13 protein-coding genes are annotated in these 14,856 nt (G+C 57.4%); 6 read left to right on the forward strand and 7 right to left on the reverse strand.

Annotated features, from left to right (window positions below):
* Positions 1-5 precede the first annotated feature (5 nt).
* From FB555_RS08450 to mtnA, 4 genes are all read right to left on the reverse strand, one after another.
* The gene (locus tag FB555_RS08450) at positions 6-1,022 is read right to left on the reverse strand and encodes an ABC transporter permease subunit (RefSeq protein WP_220475927.1); all 1,017 of its coding nucleotides are present in this window, start codon (positions 1,020-1,022) and stop codon (positions 6-8) included.
* A gap of 56 nt (positions 1,023-1,078) precedes the next feature.
* Positions 1,079-2,620 (reverse strand): sugar ABC transporter ATP-binding protein, encoded by a 1,542-nt coding sequence (locus FB555_RS08455; protein WP_182485046.1) that lies wholly within the window; start codon positions 2,618-2,620, stop codon positions 1,079-1,081.
* An 84-nt stretch (positions 2,621-2,704) separates the two neighbouring features.
* Positions 2,705-3,802, reverse strand: coding sequence for a substrate-binding domain-containing protein (locus tag FB555_RS08460; RefSeq protein ID WP_182485047.1), 1,098 nt, complete (start codon positions 3,800-3,802; stop codon positions 2,705-2,707).
* 43 nt (positions 3,803-3,845) lie between these two features.
* The gene (mtnA, locus tag FB555_RS08465) at positions 3,846-4,901 is read right to left on the reverse strand and encodes an S-methyl-5-thioribose-1-phosphate isomerase (RefSeq protein WP_343046439.1); all 1,056 of its coding nucleotides are present in this window, start codon (positions 4,899-4,901) and stop codon (positions 3,846-3,848) included.
* Between the two features lie 111 nt (positions 4,902-5,012).
* Between mtnA and FB555_RS08470 the strand changes: the two genes are divergently transcribed.
* The 6 genes from FB555_RS08470 (at position 5,013) to FB555_RS08495 (ending at position 11,129) form a co-directional block, all read left to right on the forward strand.
* Positions 5,013-5,738, forward strand: coding sequence for a GntR family transcriptional regulator (locus FB555_RS08470; RefSeq protein ID WP_246323692.1), 726 nt, complete (start codon positions 5,013-5,015; stop codon positions 5,736-5,738).
* Positions 5,739-5,843: 105 nt separating this feature from the next.
* Entirely contained in the window at positions 5,844-6,803 is a 960-nt protein-coding gene (locus FB555_RS08475; RefSeq protein WP_182485049.1) for an alpha/beta hydrolase, read from the forward strand.
* Between the two features lie 134 nt (positions 6,804-6,937).
* Positions 6,938-7,711: a nucleoside phosphorylase gene (locus tag FB555_RS08480; protein WP_182485050.1), complete on the forward strand. Its 774-nt coding sequence runs from the start codon at positions 6,938-6,940 to the stop codon at positions 7,709-7,711.
* Positions 7,712-7,714: 3 nt separating this feature from the next.
* Entirely contained in the window at positions 7,715-8,686 is a 972-nt protein-coding gene (gene add, locus FB555_RS08485; protein WP_182485051.1) for an adenosine deaminase, read from the forward strand.
* Between the two features lie 89 nt (positions 8,687-8,775).
* Positions 8,776-9,876 (forward strand): BMP family lipoprotein, encoded by a 1,101-nt coding sequence (locus tag FB555_RS08490; RefSeq protein ID WP_182485052.1) that lies wholly within the window; start codon positions 8,776-8,778, stop codon positions 9,874-9,876.
* 113 nt (positions 9,877-9,989) lie between these two features.
* Positions 9,990-11,129 carry an MFS transporter gene (locus FB555_RS08495; RefSeq protein WP_281362590.1) on the forward strand — a complete coding sequence of 380 codons (1,140 nt, stop codon included), beginning with the start codon at positions 9,990-9,992 and terminating at the stop codon, positions 11,127-11,129.
* A gap of 1 nt (position 11,130) precedes the next feature.
* Here the strand turns inward: FB555_RS08495 and FB555_RS08500 are convergent, their stop codons facing one another.
* The 3 genes from FB555_RS08500 to FB555_RS08510 form a co-directional block, all read right to left on the reverse strand.
* A complete protein-coding gene (locus FB555_RS08500) occupies positions 11,131-11,931 on the reverse strand; it encodes a GntR family transcriptional regulator (RefSeq protein ID WP_182485054.1) in 801 nt (266 codons plus the stop codon).
* Between the two features lie 92 nt (positions 11,932-12,023).
* Positions 12,024-13,742 carry a dihydroxy-acid dehydratase gene (locus FB555_RS08505; RefSeq protein ID WP_182485055.1) on the reverse strand — a complete coding sequence of 573 codons (1,719 nt, stop codon included), beginning with the start codon at positions 13,740-13,742 and terminating at the stop codon, positions 12,024-12,026.
* A gap of 45 nt (positions 13,743-13,787) precedes the next feature.
* Positions 13,788-14,711, reverse strand: coding sequence for a hypothetical protein (locus tag FB555_RS08510; RefSeq protein WP_182485056.1), 924 nt, complete (start codon positions 14,709-14,711; stop codon positions 13,788-13,790).
* Positions 14,712-14,856: the final 145 nt, after the last annotated feature.

The raw sequence follows: 14,856 nt of genomic DNA on the forward strand, positions 1-14,856 counted from the left end.
GCCAACTAGCTCACCCGCTTTCGCGACAAAGAGAAGGAAAGAATCAGTGACAGGAGAAGGACGAGTCCCTTGATGAGATCCTGAGTGAAATAGCTCAAGCCGAGGCGAGTCAAGCCATAGAGCAAGACACCGATAAAGAGCGCTCCGACAACAGTTCCTAGGGCGTTTGGCTTTCTGGCGCCAAGGACTGCGAAACCAATCAATGTCATTGCAACGGCATCGAGAAGAACCGAGTCACCGGCAGTGACATCACCCTGGCGAAGACGTGACGCGAGAATGATGCCTGCAATCGAGGCCAAGATGCCCGACATGACATAGGCGGCCACACGATAACGATTGACCCGAACGCCGGCCAGTCGGGCCGCAACGGCATTTCCCCCGACGGCGTAAAAAAGTCGGCCGAAGCGTGTGCGCTCAAGAAATATCCACACCAAAATTGACACCACGATGAGGATGAGAACTGAAATAGGGATGCCGAGCAGCTTGGAACCATCAATGGCACTAAAGTCATCGGTAAACTTGCCGGGCATTTTTTCACCACCCGGTAAAGTCATGCCGGTGGTCAACGTCTGTCCATCCACGAGCCATTTCTTCAGACCCATAATCGTGAACATGACGCCCAAGGTCGCCAAGAGGTCAGGGATTTTTAACACCACAATGAGGACCGCGTTTATGGCACCCACAATCGCACCCGCAAGGAGGCACGCAACGATGGCGGTGATGCCCGTCAGGTTGTAGCGAATCATGACCAAGGCTGCAACGGTGACAGCGAGGCCAGCGGTAGCCCCAACAGAAAGGTCCAGATCACCTACGACAGCCGCGAGCGTCATCCCCAGAGCGGCAAGTGCCGCAACGGCTTGAGCCTGCAGAATTGCCGTCGCCGTGGAAAAAGATGCAAAGCCAGGAATCAGAAAAGAAAACGCAATGATGAGCAGCAACGCCATGGCGAGGACCCCATACCGAACAAGGAATTCGGTGAACATGTGCCCCAACACCCGGGAACGAGTTACTTCAACTTTCACAATAAACTGCTTTCTCTGAAAACGCATGGACAAACCGTGGGCATGTGCTCTCAGCCCTAGTTTGAATCTGCAGTGTGGATTCGATTTGCGTGAGCATGCATGCTCATCGCTGAGACGATGCGCTCTCGCGTTGCTTCGGAAAGGCGCATGTCGGCGACGACGTGTCCCGTGTTGAAAACCAGAATGCGATCCGCCACTTCCATAGCTTCTTCAATATCAGAGGTCGCTACGAGCACGGGGGCACTTTGAGAGACGCCGCGGATTGTTTCGGCAATGTCGAAACGAGCGTTGATATCGACGCCACGGAATGGTTCATCTAGGAGTAAAAAGGCCGGTTTTTCGAGAAGCCAACGACCGATGACAACTTTTTGTTGGTTGCCACCAGACAGCGTCTCGATCTCCACCGATTCCCCTGCGGCCACAACACCGATCCGGTTAATTATTTCTCGAGCAGCCGCGCGTTCGGCCCGTCGATTCATTAGGACGAGCGGGGAAAACTTTTTGACAAACGGCAGGGTCATGATTGTGTCAAGCGACCAACCGGCAATGATCGACTGCTCGTGCCGAGATTCTGGAACCAGATAAATGCCCCGTGAAACGGCCTGCGCGGGATGGGATATCTCGAGCGGCTCACTGTTAACGACGATAGATCCGCCCTCGATTTTTCGCGAACCGTAAATCCATTCAAGAAGTTCAGATTTTCCACTGCCCAACAATCCGAGCAAGACAGTGACTTCACCATCTCGGAGCGACAGATCGAAAGGCTCTGAGTCGCGGAACACGCGTGCCTGCGAAATGAGAACAACCTCATTTCCACCGGCCTGCTCCTCATGTTTAAGGTCCGATGGTGTCTTGTCAAATAGCTCTGTCAGCACCTCAGGCCACTCAAAGACACCGGCAGCATTCTTCGAGAATTCACCGCGCATTTTGCCGTCGCGGAGAACACCAACACGGTCAGCGAGCTCGGCAATTTCGCCAATCTTATGCGTGACGAAGAGAACGGACATGCCATCACTCACAAGGTCTCTAATGATGGCGAAGAGCCTCGCCACTTCCTCTCCCGACAACGCCGAGGTGGGTTCGTCAAGGACGAGAATTTTAGGGCGTAACGAGAGGGTCCGGGCCAAGACGAGTAATTGTCGCTCGGACACTCCTAGGTCTCGCACGGTGGTGCGAAGAAAATTGGGGGTGACTTCCAACCCAAGGAGCGCAGCAACTTCTCGCGCTCTGGCCTCAGTGTTCTTGCGGCTTGTCATCATGCCAGCACGCCGGCCGGCGAAGGAATCCAGTGCCAAGTTTTCCGCCACGGTCATATCGAGTACGACGCCGTCATTGGGGTTCTGCTGGACTGTTCCGATGCCAAGTTGTTGGGCGGAGTGAGGGTCATGGATGGTCACGACTTCACCATTGACCATGACGATGCCGCCATCGGAAGAATGGGCTCCTGAGAGGACTCGAATCAGAGTTGACTTGCCCGCCCCGTTTGCACCCATGAGCGAGTAAATTTCTCCTCGCCGTACGGTGAAACCGACCCCCTGGAGGACTCGATTCGGTCCGAATTCTTTTGTGATGCCTCGGAGCTCAAGTGCGTGTTCCATTTCGCGGCAGTCCTCTCGCTGAGTCGGGGGCCTAGCTGAAGTGAGGCGGCAGCAGAGAGCCTGCCTCCGCCTCACTTCTTTCGATTAGCTGGCGGGAACAGTCGCAATCCAAGACGCACCAAGGAAGTCTGGCGTGCTCAACTGGGGAAGCGCCACACGAAGCTCATCCATGTTTGTGACGTTCTGGTCGCGAAGCAGCTTTTGCGTGATCAAAGCGGCGGGGATAACCATCTTTGATGGCATATCAACTCCCGACGCTGCTGCAATAGCGGCACGAGCAACCACAGCGCCAACGTTGGATGGGTCTGTGGCCGCAGTCGCCTTCCATGGGCTTCCAGCTTCCGTCATGAGGGCGATGTCAGCGGTGGAAATATCCACTCCGTAGAGGGACACATTCGCGAGCATGCCATTCTGGCGAAGAGCAATGAGAGCTCCCTTGGCAAGCTCATCGTACGCCGCGAAGACAATTGTCGTCTCGGGGGCAGAAGTCAGTGCAGCGGCGCCCTCAGTTGCAGTATCAGCAGCGGCTGATTCACTGTACTTTCCAAAACGGGCCACCTCAACGAATGAGGGGTTGTCCGTCAAGAAGGAGTTGTAAACACCATCTCGGGTATCCAGGGGAGCGATGCCAGAAACGTTGACATAAGCAAGGTTTCCGCCCTTTGGGTTTTCAACCTTGATTTGATCAAGGATCTTTCCCGCCAAGGACTCATCATCCTGAGACATGTAGAGAGCCTTTTGATTCGAAATAGCGACGTCATAGACAACCACGGGAATCCCTGCAGCGATGGCCTCGTCAATTTTTGGATTGAGTGAATCGGCGAGACCATGGTCAACAACGATCACGTCAGGCTTAGAGTTGATTGCCTCATTGAATTGGGTGACTTGTTCAGCGTTGTCGCCACGAGCGTCAAAAAGTTGAACGACCCCGCCAGCGGCAGCGATTTGGGCGTTGAAGCCACTACCCCACTGCTCGAAGTAGTCGCCTACGCCTGATTGGCGCACAAGCGCGACGGTGAGGCCTTCCTTGAAACCGGCCGGTGCGGTTTCGGGGAGAACGAAGTCAGTGGTCACAACAGCAGCAACAGGAGCTTCGTTCGCTGCCGGTGTCGCTTGCGCACAGCCGGTGATGAACAGTACAGAGGCCGCTATGGCCGCGATTGGTAGGACTTTGAACTTCATTGTTCTATCTCTCTTCTTGGTTTTTTGTGTGAGGTTGGATCTTTCAAAAGCGAAAAGTGGCGGTCATTTCGTTCGCTACTTCGTCGCTGGGCAACTCATTGAGAGCTGGTCTAATGGCACGCTGATCTGTGACAATTGCCGAGATGAGGCGGGCAGGAGTTACATCAAAAGCCGGGTTCACTGACGTCGTGCCGGCGGGCGACATTACTTTCCCATTGATGACAACGACTTCTTCAGTACCGCGATCCTCGATGTCGATGAGGTCGCCAGTCGCAGTTTCACAATCAATTGTGGTTTCGGGTGCCACAACGATGAAGGGTATGCCAGCAAATTGCGCTCCCAAGGCAAGGGAAAAAGTGCCAATTTTGTTTGCAGTGTCACCGTTGGCAGTGATGCGGTCGGCGCCAACCAGCACAGCGTCCACACGACCCTGAGCCATGAGGAAATTCGCTGCCGAATCCACAATCGTTTGGTGGGGGGCACCCATGTTGGAGAGCTCCCAGGCAGTCAAACGGGCGCCTTGAAAGAGCGGACGCGTCTCACAGGCGAAGACGTTCTTTAAATTTCCACGGAGAAACACTTCCTCGATAACGCCCAAGGCAGTCCCACGCTCTACGGCTGCCAGGGCTCCCGTATTGCAGATGGTAAGAAGGTTGAGTCCGCTGGCCATTTTCTCTGGCAACAAATCGGCGAGAAGTTCATAGCCCCGTTTGGCCATAGCGTGGGAGCCAATAACGTCCTGGTCACGAATTGAAAGCGCCACGGTGAGGACAGCCTGCGTTCCACGCTCGAGGGCTTCTAACGCTTGATCAACACCCCACGCAAGGTTGACGGCGGTTGGGCGCGAGACTCGCAAACGCAACGCGTCGGCGCGGGCTGTAACCGTATTGCCATTCTGAGCCGCCAAGGCTACACCCATGGCTCCGGCTACTCCGAGGGCAGGTGCCCCGCGCACCGCAAGCCTCTGGATGCATTCGATAAGTTCATCCACCGTACGAATCTGAAGAGTTGTGAGGGCATCAGGCAGCAGGGTTTGGTCGATGAGCGAGATATATCCCAGCCCACCCTGGTCCGACTGAAACCAATCAATTGCGCGCACGTTGACAAACTTTCTGAGCATCTACGCTACAAATAAGTAACGCAATATCTGGACGGCGTGGTTGCCGTTCCGCTAGGTTGTCAGACAACAGACAAGATTGTCAAGGTGGAAATGGTAACGAAAAGATCTCGGCCCGGACTAGCCGATGAAATTGTGATGGCAATCAAAGTTCGCATTGACGACGGCACCTACGTTGCCGGTTCTCGACTCCCCACCGAGGCTCAGCTATGTGACGAATTTGGAGTATCACGGGCAACGGCCAGGACTGCAATCAAAGAGCTTGACGTAATTGGCTTGGTCCACACGCGCCATGGCCTCGGTACGTTCGTTCGCACGATTCCACATGTTCAAGATGGGCTGGAGAAGATGGGGTCGATTTCTGATTCCATCCGGTCGAGTGGAAAAATTCCCGGAATGGACTACGCTCGACGCACGGTTCGGACTGTCACACTAGATGAAGCCGAGCGAATGACCGTGCCGGCTGAAACACAAGTTCTTGAGCTGCGACGTCGAATAACGGCAGACGACGAAATTGTGGCGTATTCGTATGACCTGCTGCCGATGTCAATTTTCCCCGAAGATTTTGTACCAGAGCAGCTTGAGGGTTCAATCTTTAGCTATTTCGACCGAGTTCTTGGGCTTCCAGCCATTCTCGGTTTCGCCGAGGTGCACGCCGTGGAATCTCGTAAAATTGGCTGGGGGCCAGGAAGTAGCGAACACAATTTGTTCATCCTTCTCGACCAACTTCAGTATGCGGACGATGGCGTCCTCCTTGGCTATTCACGGAGCTACTTTGTTGAGGGTGCCTACGCCTTCGTTCTCAAACGCACAAAATAGCTCTCGAGATCACGAAGCCCATCGGCTTCTTTGCGGAATGGAATGCTTGATGACCCGCCTCTCGTCGTCACCACTAGCGTTAGCTATGACTCAAAGGAGAGCACGATGAACGAGCGCGACAGAATTGATCCACAGTCGCGGATACCACTCGAGGCACTCCTGTCGTTTATGCCCGGAGGGTTCAACGCCATTGCCGACATCGCCGCGCGGCGCGAGGCTGTTGCCGGGTTGCTCGCCACCATGGGCGCCGACCAGCCCGTGAACCCGAACGTCACCCATGAAGACCACTTCGCGCCGGGCCATAACGGTGCCCCGGATGTGCGCGTGCGCGTCTACACGCCAACGAATGCGCCGGGCAAGCTACCCGGTCTCATCTATATTCACGGTGGTGGAATGATCCTCGGCTCCATCGAGGGCGAGGAAGCCAGATGTGTCACGTTGTGCGAGAAATTGAGCATAGTGGTCGCATCCGTTGACTATCGCAAGGCACCCGAGAATCCATACCCTGCAGCACCGGATGACTGCTACGCAGGCGCATGCTGGGTCTTCGCCAACGCCGCGACGCTCGGCATTGAGAGTGGGAACATCGGTATCTATGGAGGTTCCGCCGGGGGTGGGCTCGCCATTGCCGTGGCGCTCATAGCGCGCGACCGCTCGGGCCCGAAACTCAAATACATGATGCCCATCTACCCCATGATCGACGACCGCAACGTGACGCATTCCTCGCATGAGGTGACCCAGGTGGGCATCTGGGACCGCGCCGGAAACATCGAGGCGTGGAAGTGTTACCTCGGCGGCAAACCAGCCGACCAATATGCGGCACCGACGCGCACCAAGGACCTCTCGGGCCTACCGCCCGCTTACATCGACGTGGGTCAGATGGATGTGTTCCGCGATGAGGACTTCGACTTCGCCATGCGGCTGAACCAAGCCGGCGTGCCCTGCGAGTTCCACGTCAACCCGGGTGCCTTCCATTCCTCGGAGAACTTCGCCCCCGAAGCGGACCTCTCGAAGCGCATCTGGGCCGCGCGCTTGGAGACCTTGCGGCGGTTTATCGACGCGTAAGTTTGCGAAACGTATCCCTATATCGGTGCGCCCAATGCTCGTACGAGAGGACGGTAAAGGAAGTTCTTGACGCCCGTTATAGAGAGGTATAACATCATACCAAGTCCCCCCCTACCTGGCTTTGGAGCATCCTCATGAACGCACCTTCCCCTGTCGACAAGAACTCCGCCGGCGTTGGCGAACGTCAGTACCACATCGCCGTTGCGCCAGGTGAAGTCTCGACAGTTGCACTTCTCCCCGGAGACCCTTTCCGCGTTCCCCTCATCGCTGAGTTCCTCACAGATGTGAAAACAATCGCGCACAACCGGGAACACCTCACGATGACGGGGGTCTATAAGGGTCGCAAAATTACCGCGACCTCTACCGGCATGGGATGCCCCTCGACTGCCATTGCTGTTGAAGAGCTTATTCGCGTGGGGGTAACCTCCTTTATTCGCGTCGGTTCTTCCGCCGGACTTCAGGTGGGAGTGAAACCAGGCGACCTCCTTGTGAGCGAGGGTGCCCTGCGAAACGATGGCACATCAGCCGCCTACGCCCATCACGGATTTCCTGCCGTGCCTGACCTGGCCATTGCTCTGGAGCTAGACAAAGTTGCCCGAGAACTCACGAAAGGCACCAACACTGCGGTCTACTCGGGAATCAACGCGAGCGACGATGCCTTCTATGCCGAGACCCCCGAGTGGATTTCCGAACTGAACCGGCTCGGCATTTTGAACGTCGAAATGGAGAGCTCGGCCCTGTACGTAGTCGCCCGCCTTCGCGGCGTGCGAGCGGGAATGATCTGCTCAACGTCGAGCAATCTCTTCGACGGCACGAGCCTCTATGGCGACATCAAAACGGCGCTCAAAGATGGTTGGATGAACAGCATCGAGGCTGCCCTCGAGGTCGCCGTCCGCTTGGAACTCTGACCCATGCTCATCAATCTTCACAGCCATCTGGAGGGACGTGTTCGTCCAGCCACGGCGGCACAGCTCGCGGACGCCTTCGGGGTACCTTCCCCCGAAGGCGGGTGGGAACGCGCAATCAGGCTCGACGGTCCAGCGACCCTCACGGAATACCTCACGCGCGTCGCCTCAACGTATCCGTTCTTTCGCTCCCTCGACGCTACCCGTCGCATCGCTCGCGAGGCTGTAGAGGATGCCGCCGCATCCGGTCTCGACTATCTTGAACTTCGATTTGGCCCTGCAACTCACGTTCAAAATGCCCGTGGCCTCCGCGACGCCGTAGCGGCTGTTACCGAAGGAATGCAGGAGGCTTCTCACTCGACCGGAATGCCGAGCGGTGCTGTAATTTCTGCGCTGCGCCATCACGACTCGGAGACGAATGAAGCCGTGGCTCGGGCTGCGGCCAGTTTTGCGGGCAAAGGCGTCGTTGGTTTCGACCTGGCTGGTGACGAGCTCCTTTACCCCGCCCACGTGCCGCACAAGAACGCGTTCGCTCTCGCGCGTTCCGCCGGTCTGGGAATCACCTGCCATGCGGCAGAAGCCGGCCCAGCTTCAGCGGCCAGAGAGGCCGTAGAGCTTTTTGGTGCCACGAGGATCGGTCACGGAGCCCACATCATTGATGATCCCGCCCTTCTTCGGTGGTGTGCCGATGAAGGAATTGTCATCGAAATCTGCCCCACATCAAATTGGTATACGGGTGCTATCGCGTCAGTCGCGCAGCATCCCGCGCCACTGTTCCGGGATGCAGGCGTGAAGCTCGTCCTCGGAGACGACAACCCGATGCAGACGGGCACGAACCTTCGCGACGAACGTGAGGTCCTGCAGAACGTTCTCGGTTTCACGAAAACAGATCTCGACGAGATCGATCGCGTCAGCGTTGAAGCTGCCTTCCTTACCGACGGCGAGAGGTCTGCTCTGGCCGCACGACTAGCTCACTAGAATTTCTCGCCCCGACGTCGCCTCGCGGGCAAGAACGCAATTTCCCACAGCCCACAAGCCAACGGCGGCACAACCGAATGGAGACAACAATGCAACGAAGCACCTCAGTCACCTCGCTCCTTGCGACGGGTGCAATAGCCGCGCTCTTTTTGAGCGGCTGTAGCGCAGCACCAAACGCCGCTGACCCTTCCGCCGAAGCCGGTGCCAACTTCCTCCCGTGTGCCGTTTCCGACCTCACTGGCTTCAACGATAACGACTTCAACGAGTTTTCTTTTGACGGAGTCAAGGAAGCGGCCACGAAGCTTGGGGTAACGGCCAAAGGCTCTGAGTCTGCGGCCGAGTCCGACTATGCCGCAAATATTGATGCCCTCGTCGCGGAAAACTGTAATCTCATCGTGGCCGTTGGGTTCAACCTCGCAACCGCAACGCGCGACTCCGCCATCGCAAACACCAATGTGAATTTCGCTCTGATCGACAGTGCTGTCTCTAACGATGACTTCAGCCCGCTCACGCTCGACAATGTGAAGCCCGTGCTTTTCGACACAGCTCAGGCTGCTGCGTTAGCCGGATACCTTGCCGCAGGAGCTTCCAAGACGGGCGTTGTTGGCACGTACGGAGGAATGCAATTCCCCTCCGTCACGATCTTCATGGATGGCTTCTCCGACGGCATCGACAAATACAATTCGGTGCACGGCACGTCGGTCAGGCTCGTCGGCTGGGATAAAGCGACGCAAAACGGTCTCTTTGTGGGCAGCTTCGATGACCAAGTCAAAGCAAAAACCCTGACCGACGGCCTCCTCGACCAAAATGTGGATGTGCTCATGCCTGTAGCTGGAACGCTTTTCACCGGTTCGATCGAAGCCATCAAGGACAAAGGCGCTTCGGCAGCAATCATCGGCGTAAATTCTGATGCCTACGTGAGCACTCCCGAGTACAAGGCCTACTACTTGACGTCTGTACTCAAGAACCTCACCACCGCCGCCGAAGTTGTGACGTCTGCCGCAGGCGCGGGAACGTTCAACAACACCCCGTACGTTGGAACTCTCGATAACGGCGGAGTCGGCATCGCGCCAACTCATGACTGGGAATCTAAGCTTGACCCGTCTTTGTTGAGTGAAGTTAAGCAACTCGAGGCAGACATCATCTCTGGTGTCTGGGTCGTGGAGTCAACGTCGTCGCCGAAACTCTAGCCGGCAAGAAGGGGAGCCGACCATCTTCTGGTCGTGCTCCTCTTCGCCCCGACATCAGGACTTTCCTCCGGCTCACCGGTTGGTCATACTTTCCCATCGCCTTCATTGGACGACTGCCCTTCGCCATGATGATCGTCGGCGTTTTGACGTTTGTGGCAACAGAACGAAACTCGGTTGCCGAAGCAGGATTCGCTGCCGCGTGTGCCGGAATCGGTACCGCAATTTGTGGCCCCTATGCTGGCACTCTCGCTGACCGCTTCAGCCAACGTGCTGTTTTGCTCGCTTCCAGCCTGCTGAGCGTTACCGCCGTCACCACGTTTCTGGCACTCGTTGCCGGCGATGCGCCTTTCGCACTCCAGCTCATAGTTGCCTTCGTTTTGGGAGGAGCTACCCCTCAGGTTGCCCCCTTCTCGCGCGCTCGGCTCGTCGACTTTGCTTCGAGCGCCCGCACCCCTCACAAACGAGATCGTGCCATTTCGATGGTCATGAGCTATGAATCGGTCATGGACGAAACATCCTTCGTGATTGGCCCCGTACTCGTCGGTGTCTTGACAGCACTGATCGCCCCCTGGGCGCCCCTTGTATTTGGTGCCGTCATCACCGCGACAATCGTCATTGCCTTCGCTGTCCATTCTTCGGCCGTGTTCCGGCCCGTGACAGAAGTGTCAACCCCGAGCCCGAGGGGAAGGGTCTTCTCGGGCCGGATTCTGCTTCTCGCCCTGGGTATGTTCCTCGTTGGATCAGTTTTTGGATCCACCCTCACCGCGCTCATCGAATTCATGACGGTACGGGGCCTCGGAGCTCAGACGGGGATAGCTTATGGAGCGATGAGTGCCGGCGCCATCATTACCGCCATAGTGCTGGCGATGCTCCCCCGAGCACTAACCCTTCGATTGCGCTGGATCGTATTTGCGACCCTCGGTCTGGCCGGAACGATCGCGCTTGCCTCCTCGTCGACGGTACCGGTCATGGCGAGCGCTCTCTTCATTAGCGGCTGTGGCATAGGCGCCGTGCTCGTCTCCCTCTTCAGTTTGGGGTCAGAAGAAGCTCCCGTCGGCCGATCCACGACCGTCCTCACAACGTTGCAGAGCAGCATTGTTGTAGGGCAGGCACTCTCAACAGCGGGCAGCGGCCTCGTGGCCGAAGCCTGGGGCGCTTCGGCGGGATTCACCGTCGCCGTTCTCTCAACGACACTGTTGATGCTGCTCGGAATCCTTTACGCTCTGCGTTGCAGAAGCACCAGCGCGAGCTAGATCACAGCGCGGGACTGGGTGACCATCTCGTGACGGCGAGATATCCGAATGCCGGCGGGAACGCGCATTTAGAAATGTAGGCGGGTACGCCTGCCAGATGTGCCGTTTGCGTGAGGACAAGCAGAGGATCGCTTGCTTTAATCCCCAATTGGCCCGCACGCGTTGGCCCCGCAACGGATGCCGCAATTCTGCACTCACCGGAGGTGAAAATTGGCCCGAGGCGATTGGTCAAGGCATGCAACAGTGTCGCGTCTTCTTCGGCCGCATCCCGCAAGTTTTTCGATACCTCCGCATCAAGCTTCGCCAAATAGATCTCGTCCGGGAGGTACTCCTGAACGAGAGCGATTGGTTGGCCGTCACGCGTGGCGATTGATTCTCGGAACCAGAAGTCAGCCTGCGGTTCGAGGGCAAGAAGCTCGACAACGATGTCGGTGACCGTCTGCAGAGTGAACTCGACTGGGACAACAGCCAAGGCCTTCGTTGGGCTCTGGAGGAGCCGTTCTATTGACTGGAGTTCGTCGAGCATTGCGTGAGACGCAGAATCGGCAACGAACCGCCCAACGCCTCGTTTGGTGCTGATAAGCCCATCTTCTTCGAGAAGCATCAATGCCTCTCGCACAACGGTCCGGCTCACCCCGAGGGCGAGGGCGAGCTCCGTTTCGCGGGGCAGAAGTGAGCCCGCCACAAAGTTGCCCGACCTAATGCCTTGGGAGATGCGAGAGTAAACCGCTACCCGCAAAGGCTGGCCAGGAGGGGTCAGGAGCGGCTCCGATAGGTAGCGCGCAGAATCCAAAATTGTCATGGATTCCTGCTGCACAGCATCATAAAGCCAGTGTAGTTCGTTGTTCCATCACGGCTACGTAGCCCGCGAAAGAAGTATGGCCCTGCCAGCTTCTACGACCGGCCTACCACTGGCTCCACGAAAACCAGCTTCTCCGGGGTGGGCGCCTGGAGGAAGTCAAAGTCGCAGCCTTCGGGGGCCTGCGTCACGTGCTTCTCGTAGAGTGCTGGCCAGCCGCGAAGGTGCGCTGAGACCGGGCGGACCCAGGCCGCGCGTCGCGTCGTGAACTCTTCTGGCGAAATCAGCAGATCCAGCGATCCGGATTCAATGTTGACCGCAATGAGGTCACCGTCACGAACAAACGCTATTGGCCCACCCACCGCAGCCTCCGGGGCGACATGAAGGAATACGGTGCCAAAGGATGTGCCGCTCATGCGCGAATCAGAAACGCGTACCATGTCGGTAACGCCGGCCGCCGCTAATTTCGCGGGGATAGGGATCATCCCCCACTCCGGCATTCCGGGAACACCCACCGGACCGCACCCCTTGAGCACGAGTACGGTTTCGGCGGTGACGTTCAGCTCGGGGTCGTCAATGCGCGCGCGCATGTCGTCATAGTTGTCGAATACGAGCGCGGGGCCTGTGTGCGTAAACAGTGATGCTGTTGCAGCGGATGTTTTGATGACGGCGCCATCCGGAGCCAGCGAGCCCGAGACAACAGAGAAGGACCCGTTGGCAAAAAGTGGATTCGTAACGGTGCGAATGGCCGTTCCACGCTCCCCGGCATTGGCGATGATGTCGCGCAACGTCAACCCTGAGACGGATGCCTCATCCAAATTCAGATGTTCGTTGAGTTCACGAGCCAAGACGGGCAAACCGCCGGCCTCATGAAAATCATGAATGAGCATGGTCCCTGATGGTTCAACATCAGCCAAGACAGGAACGCCCTCCCCCAGTTGGCTCATGCGCACCAACCCTAGCTTCAGGCCGAGGCGTCCGGCAATGGCAGGGAGGTGAATGACGGCGTTGGTGGAACCACCGATGGCGTGTAGAACGGTCACGGCATTCTCAAAGGCCTTGAGCGTCATGATGTCGCGCGGGCGAATATCCTGACGAACGAGTTCCACGGCTCGGACTCCCGCCGCGTGAGCCTCACGCAGTGACTCCTCCGAACCCGATGGGCTCGTGGATGCTCCGGGAAGGGCCATGCCCAAGGCCTCGGTCATGAGAGCCATTGTCGAGGCGGTTCCCATGGTGTTGCAGGCGCCAACGCCGCAGGACAAACATGCTTCAAATTCTGCCCAACCGGATTCCGTGAGTCGACCAGCTCGTCGATCTTCCCAGGCCCGCCACAGGTCTGTTCCCGTCCCAATCTTCTTTCCGCGAAACACGGATACGGGACGGGCCCCGCCGAGGACTGCGATCGCGGGCAGGTTCGCACTGGCCGCTCCCATGAGCGTTGCGGGAACCGTCTTGTCGCAGTTGGCGAGAAGCACAATCCCGTCGAGAGGATTAGACCGAAGCATTTCTTCGATCTCCATGGCGAGAAGATTTCGATAAAGAAAGGCACTTGGCTTCATGAGGTCTTCACCGAGCGACATGGTGGGGAATCGGACAGGCAAACCGCCCGCGGACAAAATTCCCGCGTGCGCGGCATCCGCCAGTTTTCGCAAGGGTAAGTTGCACGGGTTGAGCTCGCTCGAGGAGTCAGCGATGCCGATGACAGGCCTTTCGTCACCCGGCTCGATTGTGAGCCCCACGCTTCGAAGCGCAACGCGGTGGGCGACAGAAACTTCATCGTCACCGGCTAACCATTTCTGGCTTCTCAACATGGCCGGGGTTCTCCCTCTAGATAGTGGACAAAAGGTCTGGGAATGTCAGCCTAGTTCGGGCACGCCAAGGCCAAGAGCCCCCGCCGGAGATTGGATGAGCTCGATTTCGCTGCGCTTGATCCACTCGAGAGCAAGCGAGGCTCGGCGCACTTTTTCACGCCCCAGTAGGGATGCATAGTCGAGGTTGTGCATGCCAGCTGGGTAAATCGGAGTGCTGTTTCGAAGCCCAAACTTTGTGTACATCGGAGCGGCAATCGCAATCAACTCCGCGCTTTCATGACCTCGAACCACGCCACCCATGGCATCCGGAGCTTCCACATAGACATCGATGGGAAGGGAGGAGACTGCTCGAAGTTCAGCGATGAGTTCGGGCGTCAGGTCCGAGGGGACGTTCACCGTGGAGGCCCCCATCCGTTCCATCTGACGCATGGCGATGGGATTTGATGGCGCGAGCATGGCCGAGATCTTCCATACGGTGCTGGCCGGAAGGTCGCCAGCCTTCTGCATCCCTACGAGGACTTCCAGAAGACCGAGATCGGCGATGAGGAATCCGCGAATTCCATGCTCAGTGGCGCGCAAGACATCTTCAACGCCGTAGCGAAGTTGACGGGTTCCGCGCAATTGACCCGCCAATGCAGGGCCGTCGGCGGCCCGAGACTGAACACCAATGTCCCAGCCTTCACGAGGGCCAACGAACAGGGAAATCTCAATCCCGTTGTCGGATGCCATGAGAGCCATCTCATCGAGTTCCTTCTCGGTGATGAGCATTGAACCGCTGCCCTGAGACACGCGGTTAACGACGACACCGCGCTCCTTGGCTTCGGCAAGGACATGCCGTAAAATTGTGGGGTTCTCCACCGACGGGATTTCAATCCGGTAGTGCGCGCCGTCAGGAAAACGTTCTTCACTGGGGGCTACTGCGCTCACGGGCGCCAGTCCCAGGTCTGTCAAGAAGCGATCAGCTTTCATGGAAGTCCTCCTATCGATATTGCATCGGATGCCGTAGACTGTTCGGTATTACCGAATCATGTTCTACTATACCAAACTTTACGGACCGGATGCTTGCGATGTCAACCACGTTCTTGAGCGTCACATGCTTGTCCAATCCTTCATC

The organism is Alpinimonas psychrophila, assembly GCF_014137865.1.
In the GTDB taxonomy this organism is placed as follows: Bacteria; Actinomycetota; Actinomycetes; order Actinomycetales; family Microbacteriaceae; genus Alpinimonas; species Alpinimonas psychrophila.

Bases quoted from the DNA above. Each gene is read 5' to 3' on its own strand.
- FB555_RS08455 (WP_182485046.1), bottom strand. From the start codon at position 2,620: ATGGAACACGCACTTGAGCTCCGAGGCATCACAAAAGAATTCGGACCG.
- FB555_RS08460 (WP_182485047.1), bottom strand. From the start codon at position 3,802: ATGAAGTTCAAAGTCCTACCAATCGCGGCCATAGCGGCCTCTGTACTG.
- FB555_RS08470 (WP_246323692.1), top strand. From the start codon at position 5,013: ATGGTAACGAAAAGATCTCGGCCCGGACTAGCCGATGAAATTGTGATG.
- FB555_RS08475 (WP_182485049.1), top strand. From the start codon at position 5,844: ATGAACGAGCGCGACAGAATTGATCCACAGTCGCGGATACCACTCGAG.
- FB555_RS08480 (WP_182485050.1), top strand. From the start codon at position 6,938: ATGAACGCACCTTCCCCTGTCGACAAGAACTCCGCCGGCGTTGGCGAA.
- add (WP_182485051.1), top strand. From the start codon at position 7,715: ATGCTCATCAATCTTCACAGCCATCTGGAGGGACGTGTTCGTCCAGCC.
- FB555_RS08490 (WP_182485052.1), top strand. From the start codon at position 8,776: ATGCAACGAAGCACCTCAGTCACCTCGCTCCTTGCGACGGGTGCAATA.
- FB555_RS08500 (WP_182485054.1), bottom strand. From the start codon at position 11,931: ATGACAATTTTGGATTCTGCGCGCTACCTATCGGAGCCGCTCCTGACC.
- FB555_RS08505 (WP_182485055.1), bottom strand. From the start codon at position 13,742: ATGTTGAGAAGCCAGAAATGGTTAGCCGGTGACGATGAAGTTTCTGTC.
- FB555_RS08510 (WP_182485056.1), bottom strand. From the start codon at position 14,711: ATGAAAGCTGATCGCTTCTTGACAGACCTGGGACTGGCGCCCGTGAGC.